This is a genomic window from Mesorhizobium sp. B2-3-2 (assembly GCF_006442295.1).
In the GTDB taxonomy this organism is placed as follows: domain Bacteria; phylum Pseudomonadota; class Alphaproteobacteria; order Rhizobiales; family Rhizobiaceae; genus Mesorhizobium.
This window is the reverse complement of sequence record NZ_VFWA01000005.1, coordinates 70,081-94,446: the sequence shown is the minus strand read 5'-3', so window position 1 is coordinate 94,446 and position 24,366 is coordinate 70,081. Positions and strand designations below refer to the sequence as shown.

The window sequence follows — 24,366 nt, the reverse complement described above, 5'->3', positions numbered from 1 at the left end:
CGGACCCCTGTGCGCTTGGCTGGGGCGCCAGGATTCGAACCTGGGAATGTCGGTACCAAAAACCGATGCCTTACCACTTGGCGACGCCCCAGCAGCTGACATGCGTCGACTGCGCGCGGCCTTATAGGCTGTGCCGGTGGAAAGCTCAATGCTGGAGATTGCGACATTCCGGTTGATCCACGGTTCCGTTGGCGACGGCCGCACCGGTCGCGCCGCCTATTCTCCCCACACTGCCATCTCGTTTCCGGCCGGATCGGCAAAGTGGAACCGCCTGCCGCCGGGAAACGAAAAGATCGGTTTGACGATCGTGCCGCCGGCATTCTCGACCGCTGCCAGCGTCTCTTCCAGATCCTGGGAGTAAAGCACCGGCAAGGGCTTGGCGGTGGCGTCGCCGCTGTCGGCCTGGAAACCGCCGTCCAGTCCCTCGCTAAAGGCCGAATAGGTCGGTCCATAGTCGGTGAACGACCAGGCGAAGGCGGCGCTGTAGAAGGCTTTCACACTGTCCAGCGTCGCGCCGGTTGCCGGCAGTTCCAGATAGTCGAGTTTTCCGGTGAGCTTCATGAGGTACCTCTTCGTTCCCTGTATGTTCTAGCCTCGTGCCGTTGGAGTAGCAAGTCCTTTTGCCGTAGCTTTTGCTTAATCGATTGTAGCGGCCAAACGGCCTTTCCGACGCCTTGCCTTTCGCATTGCAGCATCATATCGCTCCAAAGTCGGGCATGGCGGGACTTTCCGTTTCGTCAATCTTTCCAATCTCCTGCAACCGGAGAGCAAAGCATGACCAAGTGGGTTTTCACCTTTGGCGATGGTGCGGCAGAGGGCCGGGCCGGTGACAGGAATCTGTTGGGTGGCAAGGGTGCCAATCTGGCCGAGATGTGCAGTCTTGGCCTGCCGGTACCGCCGGGCTTCACCATCACGTCGGAGGTTTGCAACGCCTACTATGCCAACGGCCGTGCCTATCCGGCAGGGCTTGAGGCTGACGTCGCCGTGGCGCTGGACCATATCGGCCGGCTCACCGGCCGCCGTTTTGGCGATCCGTCGAAACTGCTTCTGGTATCGGTCCGCTCCGGGGCCCGCGCCTCGATGCCCGGCATGATGGATACGGTGCTCAATCTCGGTCTCAACGACGAGACCGTCGAGGCGCTGGCCGTCGATTCCGGCGATGCGCGCTTTGCCTATGACAGCTACCGTCGCTTCATCCAGATGTATTCCGATGTCGTCATGGGACTCGACCACGAGGTGTTCGAGGAGATCCTCGAGGACCAGAAGGCCAGCCTCGGCCATGAGCTCGATACCGAACTGACGGCTATCGAGTGGCAGGGCGTCATCGCGCTCTACAAAGCCAAGGTCGAAGAGGAACTCGGCAGGCCGTTCCCGCAGGATCCGCACGAACAGCTCTGGGGCGCCATCGGTGCGGTGTTCTCGAGTTGGATGAACAACCGCGCCATCACCTACAGGCGCCTGCACGATATTCCCGAAAGCTGGGGCACGGCGGTCAATGTCCAGGCCATGGTGTTCGGCAATATGGGCGAGACCTCGGCCACCGGCGTCGCCTTCACCCGCAATCCCTCGACCGGCGAAAAGCAGCTCTATGGCGAGTTCCTGGTGAATGCGCAGGGCGAGGACGTCGTCGCCGGTATCCGCACCCCGCAGAACATCACCGAGGCGGCCCGCATCGCCGCCGGCTCCGACAAGCCGTCATTGCAGAAACTGATGCCGGATGCCTTCCAGTCCTTCGTCACCATCTCCGACAGGCTGGAAAAACACTACCGCGACATGCAGGACCTCGAATTCACCATCGAGCGCGGCAAATTGTGGATGTTGCAGACGCGGTCCGGCAAGCGCACCGCCAAGGCGGCGCTGAAGATTGCCGTCGAGATGGCCAGGGACGGCCTGATCTCGAAAGAGGAGGCGGTCGCCCGCATCGATCCCGCCTCGCTCGACCAGCTCCTGCACCCCACCATCGATCCGAAGGCCGCGCGCGACGTCATCGGCGTCGGCCTGCCGGCGTCTCCAGGCGCCGCCACCGGCGAAATCGTCTTTTCCTCCGCGGACGCCGAGGATCTCAAGGCGCAAGGGCGCAAGGCTATCCTTGTGCGTGTCGAGACCAGTCCCGAGGATATCCACGGCATGCATGCGGCGGAGGGCATCCTGACCACGCGCGGCGGCATGACCAGCCATGCCGCGGTCGTGGCGCGCGGCATGGGCAAGCCGTGCGTTTCGGGCGCCGGTTCGCTGCGCGTCGACTATAAGGCAGCTACGCTGATGTCGATGGGGCAGACCTTCCGCAAGGGCGACATCATCACCATCGACGGCGGCAACGGGCAGGTGCTCAAGGGCGCTGTGGCGATGCTGCAGCCGGAGCTTTCCGGCGATTTCGCCGCCATCATGGAATGGGCGGACGCGGTGCGGCGCATGAAGGTGCGCACCAATGCCGAAACCCCGCTCGACGCGCGCATGGCGCGCTCCTTCGGCGCCGAAGGCATCGGCTTGTGCCGCACCGAACACATGTTCTTCGATGGTGCCCGCATTGTCGCCATGCGCGAGATGATCCTGGCCGACACCGAAAAGGACCGGCGCGCCGCGCTTGCCAAGCTGCTGCCGATGCAGCGAGCGGATTTCCTGGAGTTGTTCGAGATCATGGCCGGCCTGCCGGTGACCATCCGCCTGCTCGATCCGCCTTTGCACGAATTCCTGCCCAAGACCGAGGCTGAGATAGCCGAAGTCGCGGCGGCGATGAATGTTGCGCCGGACAAGCTCAGGCAGCGCACTGAGGCGCTGCACGAATTCAACCCGATGCTCGGCCATCGCGGCTGCCGGCTTGCGGTGTCCTATCCCGAGATCGCCGAGATGCAGGCGCGCGCCATTTTCGAGGCCGCCGTCGAGGCCGGCCGCAAGGCCGGCGCGCTGGTGGTACCCGAGATCATGGTGCCGCTGGTCGGGCTTGTGAAGGAACTCGATTACGTCAAGGCGCGCATCGATGCGGTGGCCAAGAGCGTCATGGACGAAAGCGGCGTCAAGATCGATTACCTGACTGGAACCATGATCGAGCTCCCCCGCGCGGCGATCCGCGCCCATGTCATCGCTGAATCGGCCGAATTCTTCTCATTCGGCACCAACGATCTGACCCAGACGACATTCGGCATCTCGCGCGACGACGCGGCCTCGTTCCTGGAGACCTATCGCCAGAAAGGCATCATCGAACAGGATCCGTTCGTCTCGCTGGACATCCACGGCGTCGGCGAACTGGTGCGCATGGCCGCCGAAAAGGGCAGGGCGACGCGGCCGCGGATCAAGCTCGGCATTTGCGGCGAGCATGGCGGCGATCCGGCCTCGATCCGCTTCTGCGAGGAGGTCGGACTGGATTATGTGTCCTGTTCGCCCTACCGCGTGCCGATCGCCCGGTTGGCGGCCGCGCAGGCGGCCGTTCAGGCGGCGAAGGCGGGCCGCGGCTGAGTGCTTGCCGCCGGTCGGAACGAGGGACTGCCGCAAGACGGTCAGATTGTCGCGTCTGATGCTTTTCTGCTATCCAGCTCCCGATTTCCGCCTTCATGCGGGTCTTGGGATGGCCGCTTGAAACGCCGCTTGGAATTGTTTGATGCGCCTGCTGCAAAAAAATCTCTGTATCATGGCCATGTCATTGGCCATGGTGTCCACCGGCCATGCCGCATCGCTGGTCGAACCCATCCTGCACATCAAGCCGGATGCAGGCGGAGCCGGGCGCATTGCCTTGACCCTCGACGCCTGCGGCGGCCGGACCGACAACCGCATCCTCTCGGCGCTGGTGGAAAACAGGATACCTGCGACCATCTTCGTCACCGGCATCTGGCTGAAGCGGAACGCCGCCGCCGTCGAGATCATGCGGGCGCATCCTGACCTGTTCGAACTGGAAAACCACGGCGGCCATCACATCCCGGCCGTCGACACGCCGCAGAAGATCTATGGCATACGCAGCGCCGGCAGTCCGGAAGCCGTGCTGGCCGAGGTCGAGTCGGGCGCCGTCGCCTTGGCCGGAACTGGCGAGCCGGCGCCGAAATGGTTTCGTGGCGCGACCGCGGAGTATAGTCCGTCGGCGATCGCCATGATCCGCAAGCTGGGCTTTAAGATCGCCGGCTTCTCGATCAATGGCGATGGCGGTTCGCTGCTCGGCGCCAGGGAAACCACAAGGCGCATAGAAGCGGCCAAGGACGGCGACGTCATCATCGCCCATATCAACCAGCCGACCCATGCAGCCGGGGAAGGCGTCGTGCAGGGCCTGCTGGCGCTTAAGAAAAAGGGGCTGACCTTCGTGCGGCTCGACGATGCCGACGGCCTCGGCAATAACGGCACCACCGACTGATCCGCAGGACGGCACGTCCGGCCTCCTCGTTGGTCCGTTCAGCCTGGCTTGGCTTCGATGCTGACCTTGCTTGCGTAGAACGCCCCGTGGTTGCGAATTTCAGCCATTTCGTCGAAAGGCTGCTCATAGGCCCACATCGCATCCTTGCCTGCCTCGCCGGCAGGCAGCACGCTCCAGTAGCTCGCGTCGCCCTTGTAGGGACAATGGGTGGAGGATTGCGTGCCGCTCAGCTTGCTGAAATCGATGTCTGCGAACGGGATGTAGAAGGCGGCCGGGTAGGGCGCTTCCGTAAGCACCTTGGCGTTCGTCGATGAGGCGATAACCGTGTCGCCTGCACGCACGGTGACGGTGCCCTTATACGGTTCGACGGTGATGACCTTATCGGGATTGCGCCGGAAGCCGGGTGCCGGGTTGGCGATCTTGTCCATGCTGTTTCTCCTCGTCTCAGCTTTAAGTGTGTCGACGAGGTTGTTTGCGCAAGGCCGACGGTCGCCGGCAATCCGCAATCGATCTCCAGCCGTGGGCGCTGCCGACGGTATTTTTCGCGATGACCTTGTCCGGCGAGGCTCAGGCCGCGGTTCTGAACGCGTCCATCAGGCCGGCATAGGCGGCAGCGATACCGGCCACCGGATTGCTGCTCCTGGACGCGGTCTCGACTTTCAAGTGACCGCCGCCGGTCGGCAGGGTGAGCAGCAGGAATTGACGATTGCCGCCGTCGCCTACCGATGCCGCGGCGACGTGCTCGCCTTCCCCTTCGCTCTGAACGCACATCTTGAACAGCAGCGTGCCGCCAACCGCTTCGAGCGCACCGCCGACAACTTCAACAAATTCGTCTTCGGAAACAGTCTTTGTGTCCGGCACCAGATCGCCCAGGCTTTCGGCAAGCGTACTTTCCAGTGCCTTATCGTCGAGCTGCGTGTCCATGCGAACCTCTTTCAGTCGCCAATCGCACCCCTTTGCCCATTAACGAAACTTAATGCCGACGATGGCCGGATTGTGGCGGATTCTCCTCTCGGTCGAGTAATTTAGTCTCCTCTGATATAATGGGTTTCAAGGCCGCCGATCCCATTGCATGAGCACCAGGCATTCGGACTCCAAGAAATACGCGATGCGATCGCTTCCCTGCGACCGGCATCCGGATTTCCTTCGCCACCCGGCGGTGGCTGGACAATCCACCGGTTCGCTTCACAATGGGAACAAAAGCGAGAAGCGTAAGGGAGGAACGAATGCTGGGGCTGATGCAGGAATGGCCGCTTCTTTGCCATAAGCTTATCGACAACGCAGAGCGGCAGCATGGCGGGCGAGAGATCGTATCGCGGTCGATCGAAGGTCCGATCGTGCGCACAACCTACGCCAGCATCCATCGTCGCGCCCTGAAGGTCTCGCAGCGCCTGGAGCGTGACGGCTATCGGCTGGGCGACCGCATTGCGACGCTGGCCTGGAACACGGCGCGCCACATCGAGGCCTGGTATGGCATCATGGGCATCGGCGCGATCTATCACACGCTCAATCCGCGGCTGTTTCCCGAGCAGATCGTCTGGATCATGAACCATGCCGAAGACAAGGCGGTCTTTGTCGACCTGACCTTCCTCCCTTTGCTCGAGAAGATCGCCGGCGCGGTCAAGTCCCTGAAACAGGTGATCGTACTGACCGACAGGGCGCATCTGCCGCAGACCACGCTGCCCAACGTCGTTGCCTACGAAGAATGGCTCGACGAGGCCGACGGCGACTTCGCCTGGAAGAGCTTCGACGAAGGCACCGCCGCCGGCATGTGCTATACGTCGGGAACCACGGGCGATCCAAAGGGCGTCGTCTACAGTCATCGCTCGAATGTGCTGCACGCCATGATCGCCGCCATGCCCGACGCGATGGGCCTGTCTTCGCGCGACACGATCCTGCCGGTGGTTCCGATGTTCCACGCCAATGCCTGGGGCCTCGGCCAGAGCGCGCCGATGGTCGGCGCCAAGCTGGTCATGCCCGGCTGCAAGATGGACGGCGCCTCGATCTACGAATTGCTCGACACCGAGAAAGTGACCTTCAGTGCAGCCGTGCCGACGGTGTGGATGATGCTGCTGCAATATCTTGAAGAGACCGGCAGGAAGCTTCCATACCTGAACAAGGTCGTCATCGGCGGCTCGTCATGCCCGCGGATCATCACCAAGAAGTTCCAGGACAACTACGATGTCCAGGTCGTCCACGCCTGGGGCATGACCGAAATGTCGCCGCTCGGCACACTGTGTACGCTGAAGCCGGACTATGCAGGCCTTCAGGGCGACTCCCGGCTCGATGTCCAAGGCAAGCAGGGTTACCCGCCCTTCGGCGTCGAGATGAAGGTGACGGACGACGACGGCAAGGCGCTGCCTTGGGACGGCAAGACATTCGGGCGGCTGAAGGTGCGCGGCCCGGCGGTGGCCAGTGCCTATTATGGCGGCGCCGGCTCGGAGCAGTTCGACGACGACGGCTGGTTCGATACCGGGGATGTCGCCCACATCGACGCGAGCGGCTATATGCAGATCACCGATCGCGCCAAGGACGTCATCAAGTCCGGCGGCGAATGGATTTCGACCATCGACCTGGAGAATCTGGCCGTCGGCCACCCAGATGTCGCCGAGGCAGCGGCAATCGGCGTTCCTCATTCGAAATGGGGCGAACGGCCTTTGCTGGTGGTTGTCCGCAAGCCGGGCAAGGAACCGACCAAAACCGATATCCTTGGTTTTCTCGACGGCAAAGTGGCCAAATGGTGGATGCCCGACGATGTCGCTTTCGTCGGCGAAATTCCGCACACCGCCACCGGCAAGATCCAGAAGATCACCTTGCGACAGCAATTCAGGGACTACCGCTTGCCGACGGATTGACGCGATATTGCGTGTCTCGGCCTGGTGCCGTCGTAAAAGGACAGCGCAGCGCCTTGCAGCTTTCGCAAGGGGCACTATGGCATTTTCCAACTGGCGCGTGATCCTTCTCGAAAATCGATTCCGATTTTGGTGACCATGCGCTAAGTCTTCGTTCGGCTTGGGATAACGCAGAGAAACATGGTCAGCATTTCCGAACGGCAAACATCGAAGGCTGCCGGATGGTCGCGGCGCACCGCTGCTTTTTCGGCGGTGCTTTTGCTGACCGTGTTCATCGGCCATTATTTCAACCTCGTTGAAACGCCGGTGTTCCTGTGGGTGCTGGCTATTGTCGCGCTGCTGGCGGCGCTGGCGCTGCTGTTCGCCGGATTTGCCTTCTCGAGGGTGTGGAATTTTGGCGACTACGGCGGCCGCGACATCACGGTCGGCGTCTTGCTGGCATTGCTGGTGCTGACCCCCTATGGCATCGCCGCCTATTGGGCGACAATCTTTCCGCCGCTCAGGGATATTTCGACCGATTTTGACGAGCCGCCGGCACTCGACGTCACCGGTCGCATAAAGGATATGAACGTGCTCTCGCCGCCGACGCCTGGCGAGCAGCGGTTGCAGACCGACAGCTACCCGCTTGTCACCGCGCGCAGTTACGACCTGCCGTTCGAGACCGTCGTCACTGCCGTTGAAACTGTGCTCGACCGCCGCGATTGGGATCTTACCGGACCCTATCCCGAGCTCGCCGGGCAGAGCGAAGTGACGATTACCGCCATCGCCAGGAGCTTCGTGCTGGGCCTTCCCGCCGACGTGGCGATCCGCATTACGGACGACGGGGACACGGTCATAGTCGACATGCGGTCGGCTTCGCGCTACGGCCGCCACGACCTCGGCGACAACGCTGCGCGCATCACCGACTTCCTGGCGGAGTTGGACCAGGAAGTCGCCGGCCAGGTCGGCGCGGCTCCGGCCGAATAGCCTAGCTGCTGGACCTATGCGGGCGGCGTGAAAACGCCATCTATGGCCGGCGCGGCGTCTGTCGCTACCAGGCCGCGGGCCACCAGATCCTCCAGATGGGCAAGCACCGACAATCCGGCGGCGCCGTGCAGCCGCGGGTCGGTATCCCTGTAGATCGCCTTGACCATGTCTGCGATCGTGCGGTCGCCGACGCGGACCCGCTCCAATATGGCCCGCTCGCGCATTTTGCGATGGGTCTTCAACCCGCGCATGAAGCCGCGCGGTGCCGTCACCGGGCCGCCGTGGCCGGGCAGCAGCAAGCGGTCGCCGCGTTCGATCAGCCGGTCCAGCGAGGCCATGTAGTCTGCCATCGCCCCGTCCGGCGGCGCGACGATGGAGGTCGCCCACGCCATGACATGGTCGGCCGAGAATAGGATGCCGGTGCCCTCCAGTGCGAATGCCGCGTGATTGGCGGTATGGCCGGGGGTCAGGACCGTGCGGATCGCCCAGCCGTCGCCGGCGACCCGCGCGCCGTCCGGCAGCGCGACATCGGGCACGAATGACGTATCGGCGCTGGCATCGAGCGCGTTGATCTCGCCAATATGCAATGGCCTTGCCGGCCGGTGCGGCCCTTCCGCCAGCACCTGGGCTCCGGTTTCCTGCTTCAGCCGTGCCGCCAAAGGGGAATGGTCGCGATGGGTGTGGCTGACGAAGATGTGGCTGACTGGCCTGCCGGTGATGACGTCGAGCAAGGTGCGCAGGTGAGCTTCGTCATCCGGCCCCGGATCGATCACTGCGAGCGTATCGCGTCCGACGACGTAGCTGTTGGTGCCGTGGAAGGTGAAGGGACTGGGATTTCGGGCCGTGACGCGCTGCACGTCGCGCGCGACGCTGACGCCTCCGCCGTAGCAGGGATCGAAGCTGGTATCGAATTCGAGGGCCATGACGGTGTCGATGCCTGTTGCGGGAATGGCAAAACCGATTGCCGCATAGCACGCAAGCCAATATAGGAAAACGCAAGACCGCGATCATCGGATGGCGGCAATCGGATGGGGAAGACCATGGCAACTGCAACGACAATGCGCCCGCTTATTTCTCTGGCTCTGCCGCAAGATGGCGCGGCGCGGCTGGCAACGCAGCTTTTCCTGGCTATAGTCGGAACGCTGTTGCTGACGCTGTCGGCCAAGACCAAGGTGGTTTTGGGGCCCGTCGATATTTCGATGCAGACGCTCGCCGTCCTGCTGATCGCCGCCGCGTTCGGCCTGCGGCTCGGCGTCGCCACCTTGCTGCTCTATATGGCCGAGGGCGCGATGGGCTTCCCGGTCTTCCAGGGCACGCCGGAAAAGGGCATCGGCATTGCCTACATGCTCGGCTCGACCGGCGGCTATCTCGCCGGCTTCGTGGTCATGGCGGCGATTGTCGGCTGGGCCGCCGATCGCGGCTGGGATCGCCATCCCATCAAGCTTTTCAACGCGATGCTGGTTGCCGAGTTCGTCATGATGGCCATGGGTTTTGCCTGGCTGGCGATGCTCATCGGTCCGGAAAAATCCTGGCAGTTCGGCGTCGTGCCGTTCATCGTCGGTGATCTGATCAAGGTTGCTCTTGCTGCCAGCCTGGTGCCCGCCGTCTGGTCGCTGCTGAAGCGCTCCTGAATTTAGCGATCCACTGAGGCATTCCGGGGAAGAACCTGGTTCATCCAGGTCGGACGGATGTGACTGGCAGGTCTTGGCCAAGCAGCCAGCCAGTCACCACAGATACGAACATCCATTTACCTTCATGCGTCCAGACATTCTCGATGACTGGCAGTAAGTCAATCTATTAGCGATAGCTTTTGAATCGCATTCAGCGACGCGATTGATAAAAAATCCTGCCGATTGCTACAGTGTAAATAGATACTTGCTGGTATCGTTACAGTGTCGTAGTTGTTGATCTTCGACTGAGTCGAACAGCCAGTAGCGAGAGGCCCGATTCCGCTTTGCGAATGAACGGCCAAGCCAAGCGCATTATTGCAATGGTAATCGCCGACATGGCAGCTTCGAGGGGGGAAGAAGTTGAATGTCGCAACATCAACTCTTGTCGGAAGCCGGCACTTCCTGTTTAGAATTCGCTTTCAACTTATTGGCGGACTGACATTCGCGATCGTCGCGCCGGCCCTCATCCGGATTGCCTTCAAACCCGATGCGGTCTACGTCGCCAATCTTCAGGTAACCGTCGCCGCCGCGGTCATTGCGCATGTAGCAGGCTTCCTTGCCTATCGCCGCATTGGGAATTTCCCCGGCGTGGCCGCTGCCAGCTACATCCTACCGACATTTGTGCTGTCCTACGGGCTTGTTTTCCTGACCATTTTCTTTTTTCGCTTCGAATACAGCCGGTTTCAGGCGGCGGCCAGCTTCACCCAATCCACGCTCTGGTATTTTGGCCTGAGCCTCATAACGCGGCATCTCGACCCGTACCGGCTGGTCGTCATTCCCGGCGGGGATGTAGAGCGCCTAAGGACACTGCCGGGAGTGCACTGGTTCTGGATCACCTCGCCCGCCACCGTCATCGAACGGGCCAATGGCGTGGTCGTCGATCTGCGGGCCGACCTTGACGCCGAATGGGAAAGATACATCGCGGACCGGGCTCTTTCGGGCACGCCGGTCTACCACGTCAAGCAGGTCAGCGAATCGCTGACCGGCCGCGTCGCGATCGAACATCTGTCGGAGAACACGCTCGGCTCGCTCAATCCGAACCAGGCCTATCTCAAGATCAAGCAGGCAATCGACTGGATCTCCGCGCTTGTCATGGTCGTGGCCCTTTCGCCTTTCGTGGTGCTGATCGCGCTGCTGATCCGGCTGGACTCGGAGGGTCCGGTGCTGTTTCGCCAGCCCCGCATTGGCTACAGGGGCCGGATCTACACGGTCTACAAATTTCGCTCGATGAGGCAGCAAGCCGGCATTGGCAGCGACAAGGACAAGGCGATCACGAAACGTGACGACGATCGCATCACCCGGATAGGGCATTTTTTACGCAAGTTCAGGATCGACGAGCTGCCGCAGGCCATCAACATCCTGCGCGGCGAAATGAGCTGGATTGGACCACGGCCCGAGGCCGTCGTCCTGTCGCAGTGGTATGAGGCGGAATTGCCGTTCTATCGCTACCGGCACATCGTCAGGCCGGGTGTGAGCGGGTGGGCGCAAGTAAATCAGGGTCATGTCGCGGCGGTCGACGATGTGATGGAGAAATTACACTACGATTTTTACTACATAAAGAACTTCTCGCCTTGGCTTGATGTTCTCATCACCCTCAGAACCATAAAGACGATGATTACCGGCCATGGCGCGCGATAGCGGAGGCGGTGGCTGATTAAGGCTTGCCGGACAGGAAGCAAATGGACCTCGGTTCCAGGAAAATAGCTGTCATCGGGCTTGGCTATGTGGGTTTGCCGCTGGCGGTGGCCCTCGGAGCGATCAGGGACGTCGTCGGCTTCGACATCAGCCAATCGCGTGTGGATGCGCTGAGGCGTGGCGAGGATCACACGCTCGAGGCCAGCAGAGATGAAATCGACGCCGCCACGCGGCTGCGGTTCACCAGCGACAAGGCCGATTTGCGGGATTGCGGAATTTTCATCGTCACTGTCCCCACTCCGATCGACAGGGCCAACCGGCCGGATCTGAAGCCCCTTGTCATGGCCTCCGCCACGGTCGGCGAGGTGATCTCCCAAGGTGCGGTGGTGATCTTCGAGTCGACTGTCTATCCCGGCTGTACGCAAGAGGTGTGTGCGCCGCTGATCGAGAAACATTCGGGTCTGCGCTACAACGAAGACTTCTTCCTGGGCTACAGTCCTGAGCGCATCAACCCCGGCGACCGCGAGCACCGACTGCAGACGATCGTCAAGGTCACCAGCGGCTCCACGCCGGAGGTGGCGGACGCCATCGACGCCCTCTATGCCTCGATCATTCCCGCCGGCACGCATCGTGCATCGAGCATCGCGGTCGCCGAGGCAGCCAAGGTCATCGAGAACACGCAACGCGACCTCAACATCGCCCTGATGAACGAATTGTCGCTGATCTTCGGCAAACTGGGCATCGACACGTCGGAGGTGCTGGAAGCGGCCGGCACCAAATGGAATTTCCTGCGCTTCAGCCCTGGTCTCGTCGGCGGCCACTGCATAGGCGTCGATCCCTATTATCTCACCCACAAGGCTCAGGAACTCGGCTATCATCCCGAGGTGATTCTTGCCGGTCGCCGCATCAACGACGGCATGGGCCGGCATGCGGCGGACCAGACGGCCCGCCTTATGATGCGCAAGGGCATACCTGTCGTTGGCAGCCGGATTCTGGTCATGGGCGCAGCCTTCAAGGAAAACTGTCCGGACCTGCGAAATTCCAAGGTCGCCGACATTGTCGCGCAGCTGAGGCAGTACAATGCCGGCATCGATATCTGGGATCCTTGGGTCGATGCGCAGGAATGCGCGCGCGCCTTTGGCGTAACGAGCGTTAAAGAGATGCCTGCCGCGCGTTATGATGGCGTTGTCGTCGCCGTGGGGCACGGGCAGTTTCGCACCCTGGGCGTTGCCGGCCTGCGAGCACTTTGCAAGGACCCTAGCGTCGTCTACGACATCAAGGGTCTGTTCCCCAGGGATGTTACGGACGGGCGGTTCTGATGAAGGTCCTGGTCACCGGCGCTGCCGGCTTCATAGGTTACCACGTCGCCAGGCGGCTCCTCGAACGCGGCGACGAGGTCGTCGGCATAGACAGCATCAACGACTACTATGATCCGCAGATCAAGCAGGCGCGCCTGCGGCTTTTGGCCGAAGCCAGCCGCAGCACCAATGCGGGCTACCATTTCATCCACGGTAATCTCGCAGAGCGAAACGTGGTGGACGGCTGCTTTGCCGATCACGCCTTCGACCGCGTGATCCATCTCGCCGCCCAGGCCGGCGTCCGCTACAGCCTTGAAAACCCGCACGCCTATGTCGAGAGCAACATTATCGCCTACGCCAACATGCTGGAGGCCTGCCGCAACAGCCGTGTCGGCCACCTGACCTATGCCAGCACGTCGAGCGTCTACGGCGCCAACACCGACATGCCGTTTTCCGAGCATCGCCCGGCCGACCATCCGCTGCAGTTCTACGCCGCAACCAAGCGCGCCAACGAGTTGATGGCGCACAGCTACAGCCACCTGTTCGGGCTGCCGACCACCGGCTTGCGTTTCTTCACCGTGTACGGCCCTTGGGGTCGTCCCGACATGGCGCTGTTCCTGTTCACCAGGAACATCCTGGCCGGCGAGCCGATCAAGCTGTTCAACAACGGCAACCACACGCGCGACTTCACCTACGTCGAAGACATCGCCGAAGGCGTGATCCGCGCCAGCGACAGTCCCGCCGCGGCTAACCCCGCCTGGGATTCCGATCATCCGGATCCTGCGACGAGCAGCGCACCTTGGCGTATTTTCAATATCGGCAACAACAACCCGGTGAAGCTGACAGCCTATGTAGAGGCGCTTGAAAACGCGCTTGGCCGCAAGGCCATCGTGGAACTCTTGCCGCTGCAGGCCGGCGACGTGCCTGACACTTTTGCCGATACTTCGGCGCTGCAGGCGGCGGTCGGCTATCGCCCCGGCACGTCCGTGACGGAGGGCGTCGGGCGGTTCGTCGAATGGTACCAGGAGTATTTTGAGCGGAGGTAGGGGGAGTCACGTCTTGTCCACAAAATCGATGACGGGATAGCGTCGTTGCTGCGGGGCTTTGTTCGCACGAACGTGGCGGTCTCAGAGTGTCTGGACCGAGCCTTGCCGCTACGGCTGCGCACGGACGGCAACCACGCCTTTGCTGCGGAAATCGCACCGGCGCTGCTTACACCTGACGCACTGGTCTATGATCTGGGCGGAGGAGCAAGGCCGCTTGTAGGCCTGGCCGAGAAGCGTCGTCTGCGGCTGGTCGTCGTCGGGGTGGACCGCGATGCCAAGGAATTGTCGAAGGCTCCAGACGATATCTATGACGAGCGGATCGAGGCGGACCTTACCTCGTTCAGGGGAAAGGGAGATGCCGATCTGGTCATATGCCAGGCCACCCTGGAGCACGTCCGCGACGGCGAAGGCGCATTTCGCGGTATTGCCAGTTGCGTAAGACCGGGCGGCACGGTCGCCATTTTCTCGCCTTCACGCAACGCCGTTTTCGCCAGGCTCAATCGGGTCTTGCCCGAGGCGATCAAGCGGCGCCTGCTGTTTGCGGTCTATCCCGAAAAGGGCAGGGGGCACGACGGCTTCCCGGCCTTCTATGACAGATGCCTGCCGAGCGAGGTGGAAAGGATCGCAGCGCAAAATGGCCTGGAGCTTGTCCAGCGTCATCTGTTCTGGAGGAGTTCATACTTCTACGCTTTCGTGCCGGCCTTCCTTGTCTGGCGCCTCTGGCTAGGTCTCTCGGCTCTTCTCATCGGGAAGGATGCGGCTGAAACCTACGCCTATGTCTTTCGGCGAAGACATTGATCACCCAAGCATATTCTCCGCTTTGGTGGACCCGAACGCGACGGGCGGTCTCCCCGTATCCGGGTGGAGCACCGCTCGTCGCGCACGGTCAGGCGCAAGCAAAAAAGCTTTCGCCGTGACCGGCCAGGAAAGGTGGTGAACCGAGTGACGCGCACGCGCCAAGACAAGAGATCGTCAGGCAGCCCAGACGCTCGGATTGCTATCTTCATTCCCTCTCTTCGTGCTGGTGGCACCGAGCGGGCAATGCTTACCCTGGCCAGCGAATTTGGCCGGCGCGGCTTGCCGATCGATCTGGTGCTTGGATGTGCGACGGGCGAGTATCTCGCTTTGGTACCGAAGACGATAAGGATACAGGACCTCCGGGCCTCGCGGTTGCTGTTTTCCGTATTGGGCTTGATCCGGTATTTGAGACGGGAGCAGCCGCGGGTGATGCTGACGGCGTTACCCCATGCCAATATCGTTGGCATCATCTCGTCCATGCTGTCGCTGCGCCGGATACCGATCGTGATATCCGAAAGGAGCAATCTTTCCAGGACCGTCGCCGATACGAAGTTGGTTCGTGAGAAGTTCCTGCCATTCCTCATGCGGCTGACCTATGGTCGAGCCGACACGATCATCACTGTATCGCATGGCGTTGCGGAAGACCTGATCCGGAGCATCGGGATCCACCGGAGTTCCGTCAAAACAATCTACAATCCGCTGGACATCAAACATGTTGAAGAGCAGGCGGATGAACCGCTCGAACACCCTTTCGCGGTTGAGGATGGCAGGGTCTTGCTGGTGGCCGTTGGGCGGCTTGATTTTGCAAAAGACCATGCCACGCTCATAAGCAGCTTCGCACGGATTGCGACGAAGAGGCCCGTCAAATTGGCCATTGTCGGGGAAGGGCCGCTGCGGGGATCGCTTCAAACACTGATCGACGAACTCGAGCTGAATTCTTCGGTCGCTCTGGTCGGCTTTTCGAAGAATCCGTATCCGTGGATGCGGCGGGCAGCGTTGTTTCTTCAATCCTCCCGCAGGGAGGGATTTCCAAACACGATCATCGAAGCAATGGCTTGCGGGACCAATGTGGTGAGCACCAACTGCGAAAGCGGTCCGGCCGAGATTCTGGAGGACGGCAAGTGGGGGCGCCTCGCCGCGGTCGGCGATGCCCAGGGTTTTGCGGCAGAAGTGATGGCCGCCCTTGATGAAACTGATCCTCCAGACGTCAGGCGTCGGGCGCGGGATTTCAGTGTCGAAAAGGTGGCCGACGCCTACCTGCTCGCGATGGGTGTCGATCCCACGAACGCCGTGGGGAAGGAGCGGTCGTATTAAGATCCTGCACGTCATCACCGGACTTGAGAACGGCGGTGCCGAGGCAGCGCTATACCGCCTGTGCACGGCCGAGCGCAGCCATTCCCATTTTGTCGTCTCGCTTTCGGGCGAGGGAAAATATGGCCCGTTGCTTCGCGCGGCCAAGATACCGCTCGCTTGTCTGGCGATGCCAAAGGGAAGATTGAGTCTCAGGGGGCTCGCCTCGCTCAGGCGCGTGTTCTCGACCTATCGGCCGGACGTGGTTCAGTGCTGGATGTATCACGCCAACCTCGTCGGAGGCATCCTGGCGCGGCTTGGCGGCATCAGGCCGGTTCTTTGGGGGATGCACAATTGCGGACTGGATCCGCGGGCGGCTTCCTTTACGACCAGAGCGGTGGACAGGATATGCGCTCTCATATCCGGTATCATCCCGGCTCGGATTGTCAGTTGCTCGCAAAACGCGTCGCAGCGCCACATTCATGCAGGATATTCGAGTTCGAACTGGACGATCATACCGAATGGCTACGATCTGGCCGTGTTCGAGCCGGACGACCGGGCGCGCGCACGGCTCCGTCAGGATTGGTCAATAGGCGACGGCCAGTTCGTTGTCGGAAACGTCGCTCGCTGGCATCCCGACAAGGACCACCAGAATCTCTTCGCTGCCTTGTCCAGGCTGTCGATGCACAAGAGCCTTCCCTTCAAATGTGTTCTTGCCGGCCCGGGCATGACGGCTGAAAACACTGCGCTTGCCGTGCTGTTGGAGCGCTATGATGTTCGCCACAAGGTGAAGCTTCTCGGGCCGAGCGACGACATTGCCGGTTTGATGAATGCATTCGACATTCATGTGCTGGCCTCCAGCAGCGAAGCGTTTCCGAACGTGGTTGCCGAGGCCATGGCATGCGGCACGCCATGCGTGGCAACGGATGTCGGAGACATCGCGATGCTTGTCGGCAACACGGGATCTATCGTTCCGCCGCGGAACCCTGACGCGCTATCGCGTTCCATCGAGATTATGGCTTCGGAAATCCAGGATACCCGGTCTTGGGCGAGCAGGCGGCAAGCATGTCGCGACCGCATCGCTGCGGATTTCTCGCTTGAGCGGATGGCGCACTCGTATGGCTTGCTGTGGGAGAAATCGTCCCTGGGCTGCTAAGGGGTGAGAACAATACGAATATTCAGATGGCGATGAACCGAAAGTGAAGCACCTAAAACGAGATTATTTTGTTTCGCCATTTGCGCTCACGCCGCAGATGTTGTTGCTTTTGTCGAGCTTGATCTACTTTGTGCCATTCGTCACCTGGGGATTTCAGTATGTTGATGTCGGCAGAAGGAAGTATGATTTCATATATCACGCGGGCACTGGATATGCCATTGTGCTTTCTCTTTCTTGCATTGTTGCCGCGATGCTGGTCTTCATGCCAAGGCGGCAAGATTTCGAGGTCGAAGGCAACGTTCGGGGAGAGTCGATCGTAATAATTGCGATGCTGGTGGTGTTCGGAGGGATTTCGATGGCAAATCCGGCACTTTTTTCGGCCTCAAAGGCCGATATTTTGTCATCTACCGGGCGGATCCAGTATGTATTTTACAACAGCTGCATCATCGGCGTTGTGTTCGGAGCCCTGTCGGGGTGGAAGAAATCCAGGCTGGTCATCATCTTGAGCTGCCTGGGGCTGATACTTACGCTCTATATCGGGCATCGCTCTTCGGTTGCCATCGCGATTTTAGCTTGTTTGTACGTAAGGTACAGGAACATTTCCCTTCTTTTGATCAGGAAAAGATACATAATTGGAGGAATTGGCGCATTCTTTTTTCTTGCAGTGTACAAAGCAGTATATGCAGCAATAAAAGCAGGAAATTTTGAACTTGTAGGTCAGAGAATACAGTTTGACCAATTGTCCGATTCCGCTCTCGTGGGGCTGGAGCAGTTCGTGACATTGGCTCACCTGGATCTGGTCGTGAAATATGACTACACCTTGCCGTGCTCGAATCTTTGGCTGGTGCCGCTTTCCCTGTTTCCGTTCTCGGATACCGTCTTTGGCAAGGACGGATGCACCTACAACGAGCAGGTTCAGCCGTTCCTATTTCCGGGTTACAGTGGTGGCGTCGCTGCAAACATCTGGGCGGAGTTCTATGCCAATTTCGGGTATGCCGGATTTCCGCTGCTCGTTGTCATTCTGTCGCTCGTGTGTGTTGCCGTCGAGGCGATAATCCGCAATGTGCGCAGCGCGGCGCTCAAGGCCGGGCTGATCGTGGCTATCGTCCATCTCACATTCTACATCCAGCGCAAGGAATTGCTTGGTGCGTTTATCTCCGCCAAGCGAGCCGTTCTCGTTGCGCTTTTCATATTTGGCTTGGTTTATGTGCACCGGAAGTGTTTTCCGCCGGTCCCCGCCGAGGTGATGCCGCAGGCGGCGCGCGCCTTGCGCCGAGACAATGGCTGAGGACGTGACGGCGGTCGCCAAGCCTTCCGGGTGGATACGCGCGCGGCGGGTCGCTCGCGACGTTACGTTTACGACGTCCGCAAGCGGAGTGGCCGCGTTGTGCTCCATCCTTGCACTGGCGCTCAACGCACGGTCGCTAGGACCGGGGAATTTTGGCACACTCGCCGTAATTCAGGCCTATGTGGCGTTCGTTTCCGGCCTCTGCACGTTCGAGAGCTGGCAGCCTGTGATCAGGCTGTGTGCGAGGTCGCCTTTGCGTCTGGGGCCCGCGGCATCTTGCGGGATCGCCCTCGACGTTTCGGCCGCCCTTTTCGCCACGGTCCTGGCGATAGGCGGGATCTTGCTGTTTGGAGAAGCTGTTGGCGTGTCGCGGGATAATCGCCTTCTGGCGATTATCTACAGCCTCACCCTGTTGGCGAGTCTTTCGGGTACGCCGAAAGGTGTGCTTCGGCTGAACGGCCGGTACGACGTCATTGCCGGCAATCAACTCATGCAAGGGATTGCCGTGGTGGTTGCCTCTCTCGTCCTTTGGATCCTGGATGCCTCATTGCCGGCTTATGTAATCGTGCTGGCAGCGGTCGGCGCATTCTACAACCTGACGCTGTTCGTTCGCATGCTGCTCTATGCCAGGCAGGCGGAGATCGAACTGTTCAACCCGCTTCGCTCCCGGTCGAAACGCCGTTTCTTCTGGACGTTTCTTGCCATGGCCACGGGCACCAGTCTGCTCTCGACGCTTGTGAGTGCCAGGCGGCATCTCGCATTGTTCCTTGTCGCGGGCCTGCTGGGAGAGGTCGCCGCGGGCTCTTATTCGCTCGCATCGCGCCTGGCGACGATGGTTTCCCGGCTGACCGGTCCCTTGAACCAGGTGATCTTTCCCGAAATCGCGAAACTGTCGAAGCAAGAGCCTCCTTCTCGTCTATACCGCTTGAACGCCCGCATCACTGTGGTTTCGGCATGCGCCGCCGCCGGCATGGCGGTCGGGGGGGGGCTGCTGCAAAACCCCATCGTCCTTCTGGCTGGCGGTTCGGCCTATGCCGAAGCATCGCTGCTCTTTGCCATTTTGTTCGCGGCCGAATGCTTCGGCCTCGCTGGAATACATCTCAATCCGTTGATCCAGGTCGTGGCCGGGACGAAGCCGCTTTTGAAAATCACGGCGCTGGCGGTCGTCGTCTATGTTCCGCTTTGCCTGGTTTTGTCCGGATGGATCGGGATCTCAGGCATCGCCTGGGCCGGCTTGCTCGTATCGGCGGCGGTCTATGCGGCGATGATAGTGGTTTCGCACCTATTGTTGAAAAGGCGAATCCGCATGGCGGAAGATATCTGAAGGCTGATGTTTTGAGATACCTGTTTTGCCTGCCAAGATACCACACCAATGCGGTACCCTGGGTTCGCATTCTGACTTCCGCGGGGCACCATGTTGCGGTCGACGTGGTCGGAACGAGCGTCACCGAGAATCACGCGCTTGTTTCTCCCAATTTGATGGCTCCATCCGCGCTGTCCCGTATGATCATGCGTCGGCGCTCGAGCAACATTCCGAATTCGCCTTTTTCCTCTCCCGGCGTCTTTTCCTACTGGAAGCGCTTGCGGGCCGAAGACCCCGACATCGTGATCGTTCGCGGTGTGACGCGAAGATTTTCCAGGGTCGCGGCACTCTGTTCAATCCTGCAAGGGCGCAGACTGGTCATCTACGACCAGGAGGACGCCACGCCTCGGGCATGGAGTGGCACTTGGGTTCGAAGAGCCGTCTTTCAGGGGCTGGGCATTCCGCATTTCACCTCGCGGCTATCACCGAACCCTGGCCCGCTCAGGGTCGGCGATGCCATGTCCCTGCCATTCGGGAGCCCTTTCGAACCGGCCCGGACTGAAGGCCTGGAAAGCAGGCCATTGCAGTGGCCGCCTCGAATTTTGATGGTGGCAAAATACCGGGAGCGCAAGGGGCACAGTTTGCTTCTGAGGGCGTTGTCGGCGATTTCATCCATGCCTTTCTCCCTGACATTCTGCGGCGAGGAGGCAACGCATGCCGACACGGCTTTTTGTCAGGCCTTGCGGCGCGAGGCTCAGGCGCTTGGCGTGGCCGACCGGCTTCGGTTTCGAAACAACATTGCCCATGACGACATGATCTCGGTCTTTTCCGGTCATGATCTCTTGATATTGCCATCGCGGGCTGAACCCGCGGCGGTGTCTCCCATCGAGGCGGCCTGGGCGGGATGTGCCGTGCTGATGTCGCGAGACAGCGGCACGAGGCACTACATGCCCGAGGGAGCCGCTTTCGATTTCAACCCCGACGATCCGCACGACATCGCACGCGCGGTCGCAGGGCTGATCGCTCGGCCGCAGGATCTGGGGCCTGCAAGGGACGCTTGCTTCGCGCGCATATCATCGCTCGCCAATGACGACGAAATCTTGCGGCTGTTCGAGACCTTTGGGCCGGACAGGGCACGATTGCATACGCGACGGTGAGCGAAACGGCATTTGGGGGAGGCGGGGACGATGCATGGGATCGGAAGAAAGATAGTCATCTCCATCAACACGTCCTGGAATGTCGTCAATTTCCGCAAAGGTCTCATCGAGGCGCTGCAAGGGCAGGGCTATGAGATAGTGGTTGCGGCACCCAGGGACGAGTATTCGCGCCTGATCCCGCCGATGGGCTGCCGGTATGTCGAAATCGAGATGGATAATTCCGGCACCTCGCCGTTTCGCGACATGGTGCTTCTGTGGCGCTACTGGCGCCTGCTGCGCCGCGAGAGGCCGCTGGCGTTTGTCGGCTTCACCATCAAGCCCAACGTGTTCGGATCGCTGGCGGCAAATCTCAATGGCATCCCGGTCATAAACAATGTTTCAGGGCTCGGCACGGTTTTCGTCCGTGGCGGCCTTCTCCAGAAAATTGCCAAGGTCCTGTACCGGCTGGCGCTGGCCCGTTCGAAAATGGTCTTTTTCCAAAATGACGACGACAGGATGCTCTTCCTCGACGAGCGCCTGGTTCGGAAGGAACAGACCGCGCTGCTGCCGGGCTCCGGGGTCGACCTTGTTCGCTTCTCTCCGGCGCCCCGCCAAAGCCAATCGTCCGGCGCGATCGTCTTTCTGCTCGTGGCCAGGCTGCTCTGGGACAAGGGCGTGGGCGAGTTCGTCGAGGCAGCTCGCCAGATGCGCCGCAACATGCCCGGCGCGCGCTTCCAGCTTCTTGGATTCCTCGATGTCGAGAACCGCACCGCAGTCAGCCGTGTCCAGGTCGAGCGATGGGCAGGCGAGGGCCTGGTCGAGTATCTCGGAACCACCGACGACGTCCGTCCCTTCCTCGGTGCCGCCGATTGCGTCGTCTTGCCATCCTACAGGGAAGGAACGCCGCGCTCGCTGCTGGAAGCAGCCGCGATGGGCAAGCCGCTGATCGCGTCAGATGTGCCCGGATGCAGGGAGGTGGTGGACCACGGCGTCAACGGCCTGCTGTGCAAGGTGAAAGACGCAGACGACCTGGCGAGCAAGATGCTCGAATTCGCAATGATGGACGCCGCATCCAGGGATAAGATGGGCACAGAGAGCCGAAAGAAAGTCGAGCGGCAGTTTTCAGAACGGATCGTCATCGAGCGCTACATGGCGCAGATAGGGAAGCTCAATGCTCGCCAGGCGATGAACGGGCCGGCGTATAGTTGAACGCGGTTGAAGTGCGAGCCGAGAAGGTCAGGCATTCAACCAGGTGCCAAGCTTGTCTTGCTGCATTGCAGATCGGGACTCGGCTTTCGAGGTGCTCGGCTTTGATCAAGTTGGCTCGGTGTAATCAGGATGAAAAGGAAATCGTAATTTCTCTTTGGAGGGCAGACATCCATCGCCGACAGCTCGGGATTATTTATGCATAATTGCTAAAATGGCGTGTTGTTCAGGTCAAATTTCTCCGCATCGTGCGACACGGGTTGGAATTGTGGCAAAAAAATGTTAGGCGCTGATGTCACCACCTTTTGATCTGGCATATCCGGGATGATTTGAAGGAAAGGCGAAACGGATGAATGTCATCATTAGAACCGCAGTGAGCGCGTTGGTTGCCTCGAGTGGTTTCACTTCGGTTTCATCTTTCGCCCAGGATGTATCTTGCAGCTGCGCTGCCGCCTATCGCGGCCCGGCGAGTGCCATTGGATCCATTCGTTCCGCAGATGGCGACGTGATGGTCTCGCAGTCGGTCGGCTATAGTCGTGCAAAGGCGGGGAGCACTCTCGGTCTCGGCAGTCGGGTGGTAGTTGGTGCCAACGGTTCGGCATCCGTGCTTGTTGGCGGTTGCCACATGAATGTACCGGCGAATTCCAGTCTGGATGTTTCACGCGTGGGCGGCAACATCTGTCTGAAACTCGTGGATTCGGAGCGGACGGCGGCCATCCAGCCGTCCGGCGGCACAAGTGGGTTTGGGCTGCCCGAAGGGATTTTCGTCGGTGCGCTTGTCACCAGCGGTGTGTTGGCGGCGACGCAGGATGACGACAAAGCGGTCAGTCGTTGAGGGGCGGATCACCGTGAATGCTGGTGAGTTATTTGAGCGTTGTTGATCGAAGGGGTGCGTAAGCGATTCGTTCCGGGGGGCGGATCGTTGGTTCGAAGGGGGGTAGAAATGACAGGGCGTCATCGGGTTGGGGTTGCTTTAGCTTTTGTCACGCTCGCCGGGGGAGGTGCCTTGTTTGGAGCGTCCGATGCTGTTGCCCAGTCGGCTCAGACATGTTCGTGCCTGGCCGCTGCGCCCGTGTCTGGCATTGTCGGCCAGTTCACCCAAGTCCAGGGTGAGGTGCAGATGGCGCAGGCCGGCGGTTACGCCGAGGTGGACGCGGGAGCGCCGATCTATCCAGGCGCGCGCATCATGACCGGGCCGCAAGCATCGGCTTCCTTGGCTGTCGGCGCCAATTGCGCGCTTGATGTTCCGGCCAACGCGACCGTCAGCATCGATCCGGTGCAAGGCGGTATGTGCGTCTCGCTTGATGCGCAGCAGGCTGCTACCGGACCTGCCAATTCCGGACCTGGCATTTTGCCGGTGCTGTTGGGCGCCGGCGCGGTTGGTGGCGGCGCCGCACTGGCTATTGGACTACAGGATGACGACGACGCAGTCAGCCGCTAGCCAAGGTCTGGTCTCGCCGGTTCGCGCAAGCTCGGGCACGATAGTGCAGAACCAGTTGCTCACACCATCGAAAACGAGCGAAGAAGCCGGGAGCCAGCTGTGCGGGCCATTTCGATGGACTGCCCAAGCTGTTCAAAAGTGGGGCTCTGTGATGGGCATTCTCGATCTTGAGGGAAGTGGCGCGAGGATGCCGGCACTGCTTGTATTGCTCGCCCTCTCTGCTTGCGCGAGCAGTTCATCATCGTCCACGAGCTCTGTCGATGCGCTGCAGCCGACATCGTCCTCAACGGCGCTTGCCGGTGGCGGCGCGCTACAGATGGTGAAGGATCTGCCGGCACCGCAGAATACACAAAACGGCAGCGAGCAGCCGCTGTCTGCCAACGATGTACTCGAAGTCAGCGTATTCCAGGTCGACAACCTGAACAGGACGGTTCAGGTGGATGCCGGCGGCCAGATTTCCCTTCCGCTTATCGGGACGATGACAGCGGCCGGCAAGACGGTCCGCCAGCTCGAAAAGGATATCGAGACCGCCTATGGCGCAAAATATCTGCAGTCGCCGGATGTGACGATTTTCGTCAAGGAATCGATAGGCCAGCGCATCACGGTCGACGGCGAGGTCAACAGGGCCGGCATCTACCCGGTGTCCAGCAGCGCCTCCTTGCTGGATGCGATCGCCCTTGCGGGAGGCTTCAACGCCATCGGCGATGCCGGCAAGGTCTTCGTCTACCGCAATGTCGGTCAAAACAAGCTGGTCGCAAACTACAATGTCGAGGAAATCCGCACCGGCAAGAATCGCAACCCGCGTATCTATGGCGGCGACGTGGTCGTGGTTTTCGCTTCGAAGTCGAAAATCGCAATGAACAATTTGAAGGATGCCTTGGGCCTCGCATCGAGCGCGGCCCGAATTGCGGTCATTCCGTAAGAGGGCCTGGCCGGCCAGGATAC

Annotated in this window: 22 protein-coding genes and 1 tRNA gene; 18 read left to right on the top strand and 5 right to left on the bottom strand. The window is 60.7% G+C overall.

Going from position 1 to position 24,366, the window contains the following annotated elements; translation table 11 throughout:
* Positions 1–16: 16 nt before the first annotated feature.
* Both FJ964_RS14555 and FJ964_RS14550 read right to left on the bottom strand, forming a co-directional pair.
* Positions 17–91: transfer RNA gene (locus tag FJ964_RS14555), tRNA-Gln, on the bottom strand.
* A 125-nt stretch (positions 92–216) separates the two neighbouring features.
* Entirely contained in the window at positions 217–561 is a 345-nt protein-coding gene (locus tag FJ964_RS14550) for a VOC family protein (protein ID WP_140551017.1), read from the bottom strand.
* Between the two features lie 213 nt (positions 562–774).
* On the opposite strand from FJ964_RS14550, the gene ppdK reads away from it, so the two are divergent.
* Positions 775–3,453, top strand: coding sequence for a pyruvate, phosphate dikinase (gene ppdK, locus FJ964_RS14545; protein ID WP_140551016.1), 2,679 nt, complete (start codon positions 775–777; stop codon positions 3,451–3,453).
* A 142-nt stretch (positions 3,454–3,595) separates the two neighbouring features.
* Positions 3,596–4,336, top strand: a complete 741-nt coding sequence (locus FJ964_RS14540; protein ID WP_140551015.1) for a polysaccharide deacetylase family protein — start codon at positions 3,596–3,598, stop codon at positions 4,334–4,336.
* Between the two features lie 38 nt (positions 4,337–4,374).
* Here the strand turns inward: FJ964_RS14540 and FJ964_RS14535 are convergent, their stop codons facing one another.
* Both FJ964_RS14535 and FJ964_RS14530 read right to left on the bottom strand, forming a co-directional pair.
* Entirely contained in the window at positions 4,375–4,764 is a 390-nt protein-coding gene (locus tag FJ964_RS14535) for a DUF427 domain-containing protein (RefSeq protein WP_140551014.1), read from the bottom strand.
* A gap of 139 nt (positions 4,765–4,903) precedes the next feature.
* Positions 4,904–5,260, bottom strand: coding sequence for a hypothetical protein (locus FJ964_RS14530; protein WP_140551013.1), 357 nt, complete (start codon positions 5,258–5,260; stop codon positions 4,904–4,906).
* A gap of 302 nt (positions 5,261–5,562) precedes the next feature.
* Between FJ964_RS14530 and FJ964_RS14525 the strand changes: the two genes are divergently transcribed.
* Together FJ964_RS14525 and FJ964_RS14520 are read left to right on the top strand one after the other, a co-directional pair.
* Positions 5,563–7,191, top strand: coding sequence for a fatty-acid--CoA ligase (locus FJ964_RS14525; RefSeq protein ID WP_140551012.1), 1,629 nt, complete (start codon positions 5,563–5,565; stop codon positions 7,189–7,191).
* A 177-nt stretch (positions 7,192–7,368) separates the two neighbouring features.
* Positions 7,369–8,154: a DUF1499 domain-containing protein gene (locus FJ964_RS14520; RefSeq protein WP_140551011.1), complete on the top strand. Its 786-nt coding sequence runs from the start codon at positions 7,369–7,371 to the stop codon at positions 8,152–8,154.
* Between the two features lie 14 nt (positions 8,155–8,168).
* Here FJ964_RS14520 and FJ964_RS14515 read toward each other — a convergent pair whose 3' ends face one another.
* Positions 8,169–9,077, bottom strand: coding sequence for an MBL fold metallo-hydrolase (locus FJ964_RS14515; protein ID WP_140551010.1), 909 nt, complete (start codon positions 9,075–9,077; stop codon positions 8,169–8,171).
* A 117-nt stretch (positions 9,078–9,194) separates the two neighbouring features.
* On the opposite strand from FJ964_RS14515, the gene FJ964_RS14510 reads away from it, so the two are divergent.
* From FJ964_RS14510 to FJ964_RS14445, 14 genes are all read left to right on the top strand, one after another.
* On the top strand, positions 9,195–9,785 hold the full coding sequence (locus FJ964_RS14510) for a biotin transporter BioY (protein ID WP_140551009.1): 591 nt from the start codon (positions 9,195–9,197) through the stop codon (positions 9,783–9,785).
* Positions 9,786–10,184: 399 nt separating this feature from the next.
* Positions 10,185–11,462 carry a sugar transferase gene (locus tag FJ964_RS14505; protein WP_140551008.1) on the top strand — a complete coding sequence of 426 codons (1,278 nt, stop codon included), beginning with the start codon at positions 10,185–10,187 and terminating at the stop codon, positions 11,460–11,462.
* Between the two features lie 41 nt (positions 11,463–11,503).
* Positions 11,504–12,778, top strand: a complete 1,275-nt coding sequence (locus FJ964_RS14500) for a nucleotide sugar dehydrogenase (RefSeq protein WP_140551007.1) — start codon at positions 11,504–11,506, stop codon at positions 12,776–12,778.
* Positions 12,778–13,803 carry an NAD-dependent epimerase gene (locus FJ964_RS14495; RefSeq protein WP_140551006.1) on the top strand — a complete coding sequence of 342 codons (1,026 nt, stop codon included), beginning with the start codon at positions 12,778–12,780 and terminating at the stop codon, positions 13,801–13,803. Before FJ964_RS14500 ends, FJ964_RS14495 begins: the two co-directional genes overlap by 1 nt.
* A gap of 102 nt (positions 13,804–13,905) precedes the next feature.
* The gene (locus FJ964_RS14490; RefSeq protein WP_181172474.1) at positions 13,906–14,601 is read left to right on the top strand and encodes a methyltransferase domain-containing protein; all 696 of its coding nucleotides are present in this window, start codon (positions 13,906–13,908) and stop codon (positions 14,599–14,601) included.
* Positions 14,602–14,736: 135 nt separating this feature from the next.
* On the top strand, positions 14,737–15,915 hold the full coding sequence (locus FJ964_RS14485) for a glycosyltransferase (protein ID WP_140551004.1): 1,179 nt from the start codon (positions 14,737–14,739) through the stop codon (positions 15,913–15,915).
* Positions 15,797–17,047 carry a glycosyltransferase gene (locus tag FJ964_RS31345; protein WP_246676186.1) on the top strand — a complete coding sequence of 417 codons (1,251 nt, stop codon included), beginning with the start codon at positions 15,797–15,799 and terminating at the stop codon, positions 17,045–17,047. Before FJ964_RS14485 ends, FJ964_RS31345 begins: the two co-directional genes overlap by 119 nt.
* Positions 17,048–17,090: 43 nt before the next feature.
* Positions 17,091–18,335, top strand: coding sequence for an oligosaccharide repeat unit polymerase (locus FJ964_RS14475; RefSeq protein ID WP_140551002.1), 1,245 nt, complete (start codon positions 17,091–17,093; stop codon positions 18,333–18,335).
* Between the two features lie 4 nt (positions 18,336–18,339).
* The gene (locus tag FJ964_RS14470; RefSeq protein ID WP_181172473.1) at positions 18,340–19,659 is read left to right on the top strand and encodes a lipopolysaccharide biosynthesis protein; all 1,320 of its coding nucleotides are present in this window, start codon (positions 18,340–18,342) and stop codon (positions 19,657–19,659) included.
* Positions 19,660–19,814: 155 nt separating this feature from the next.
* The gene (locus FJ964_RS30975) at positions 19,815–20,795 is read left to right on the top strand and encodes a glycosyltransferase family 4 protein (protein ID WP_318013079.1); all 981 of its coding nucleotides are present in this window, start codon (positions 19,815–19,817) and stop codon (positions 20,793–20,795) included.
* 30 nt (positions 20,796–20,825) lie between these two features.
* The gene (locus tag FJ964_RS14460; protein WP_140550999.1) at positions 20,826–21,983 is read left to right on the top strand and encodes a glycosyltransferase family 4 protein; all 1,158 of its coding nucleotides are present in this window, start codon (positions 20,826–20,828) and stop codon (positions 21,981–21,983) included.
* 346 nt (positions 21,984–22,329) lie between these two features.
* Positions 22,330–22,815: a hypothetical protein gene (locus FJ964_RS14455; protein ID WP_140550998.1), complete on the top strand. Its 486-nt coding sequence runs from the start codon at positions 22,330–22,332 to the stop codon at positions 22,813–22,815.
* Between the two features lie 237 nt (positions 22,816–23,052).
* Entirely contained in the window at positions 23,053–23,421 is a 369-nt protein-coding gene (locus FJ964_RS14450) for a hypothetical protein (protein WP_140550997.1), read from the top strand.
* Positions 23,396–24,343 carry a polysaccharide biosynthesis/export family protein gene (locus tag FJ964_RS14445; protein ID WP_246676182.1) on the top strand — a complete coding sequence of 316 codons (948 nt, stop codon included), beginning with the start codon at positions 23,396–23,398 and terminating at the stop codon, positions 24,341–24,343. The genes FJ964_RS14450 and FJ964_RS14445 overlap by 26 nt, the downstream gene beginning before the upstream one ends.
* Positions 24,344–24,366 lie beyond the last annotated feature (23 nt).

Coding starts and splice junctions, on each gene's coding strand:
- FJ964_RS14550 (WP_140551017.1), bottom strand. CDS start 561: ATGAAGCTCACCGGAAAACTCGACTATCTGGAACTGCCGGCAACCGGC.
- ppdK (WP_140551016.1), top strand. CDS start 775: ATGACCAAGTGGGTTTTCACCTTTGGCGATGGTGCGGCAGAGGGCCGG.
- FJ964_RS14540 (WP_140551015.1), top strand. CDS start 3,596: ATGCGCCTGCTGCAAAAAAATCTCTGTATCATGGCCATGTCATTGGCC.
- FJ964_RS14535 (WP_140551014.1), bottom strand. CDS start 4,764: ATGGACAAGATCGCCAACCCGGCACCCGGCTTCCGGCGCAATCCCGAT.
- FJ964_RS14530 (WP_140551013.1), bottom strand. CDS start 5,260: ATGGACACGCAGCTCGACGATAAGGCACTGGAAAGTACGCTTGCCGAA.
- FJ964_RS14525 (WP_140551012.1), top strand. CDS start 5,563: ATGCTGGGGCTGATGCAGGAATGGCCGCTTCTTTGCCATAAGCTTATC.
- FJ964_RS14520 (WP_140551011.1), top strand. CDS start 7,369: ATGGTCAGCATTTCCGAACGGCAAACATCGAAGGCTGCCGGATGGTCG.
- FJ964_RS14515 (WP_140551010.1), bottom strand. CDS start 9,077: ATGGCCCTCGAATTCGATACCAGCTTCGATCCCTGCTACGGCGGAGGC.
- FJ964_RS14510 (WP_140551009.1), top strand. CDS start 9,195: ATGGCAACTGCAACGACAATGCGCCCGCTTATTTCTCTGGCTCTGCCG.
- FJ964_RS14500 (WP_140551007.1), top strand. CDS start 11,504: ATGGACCTCGGTTCCAGGAAAATAGCTGTCATCGGGCTTGGCTATGTG.
- FJ964_RS14495 (WP_140551006.1), top strand. CDS start 12,778: ATGAAGGTCCTGGTCACCGGCGCTGCCGGCTTCATAGGTTACCACGTC.
- FJ964_RS30975 (WP_318013079.1), top strand. CDS start 19,815: ATGGCTCCATCCGCGCTGTCCCGTATGATCATGCGTCGGCGCTCGAGC.
- FJ964_RS14460 (WP_140550999.1), top strand. CDS start 20,826: ATGCATGGGATCGGAAGAAAGATAGTCATCTCCATCAACACGTCCTGG.
- FJ964_RS14455 (WP_140550998.1), top strand. CDS start 22,330: ATGAATGTCATCATTAGAACCGCAGTGAGCGCGTTGGTTGCCTCGAGT.
- FJ964_RS14445 (WP_246676182.1), top strand. CDS start 23,396: ATGACGACGACGCAGTCAGCCGCTAGCCAAGGTCTGGTCTCGCCGGTT.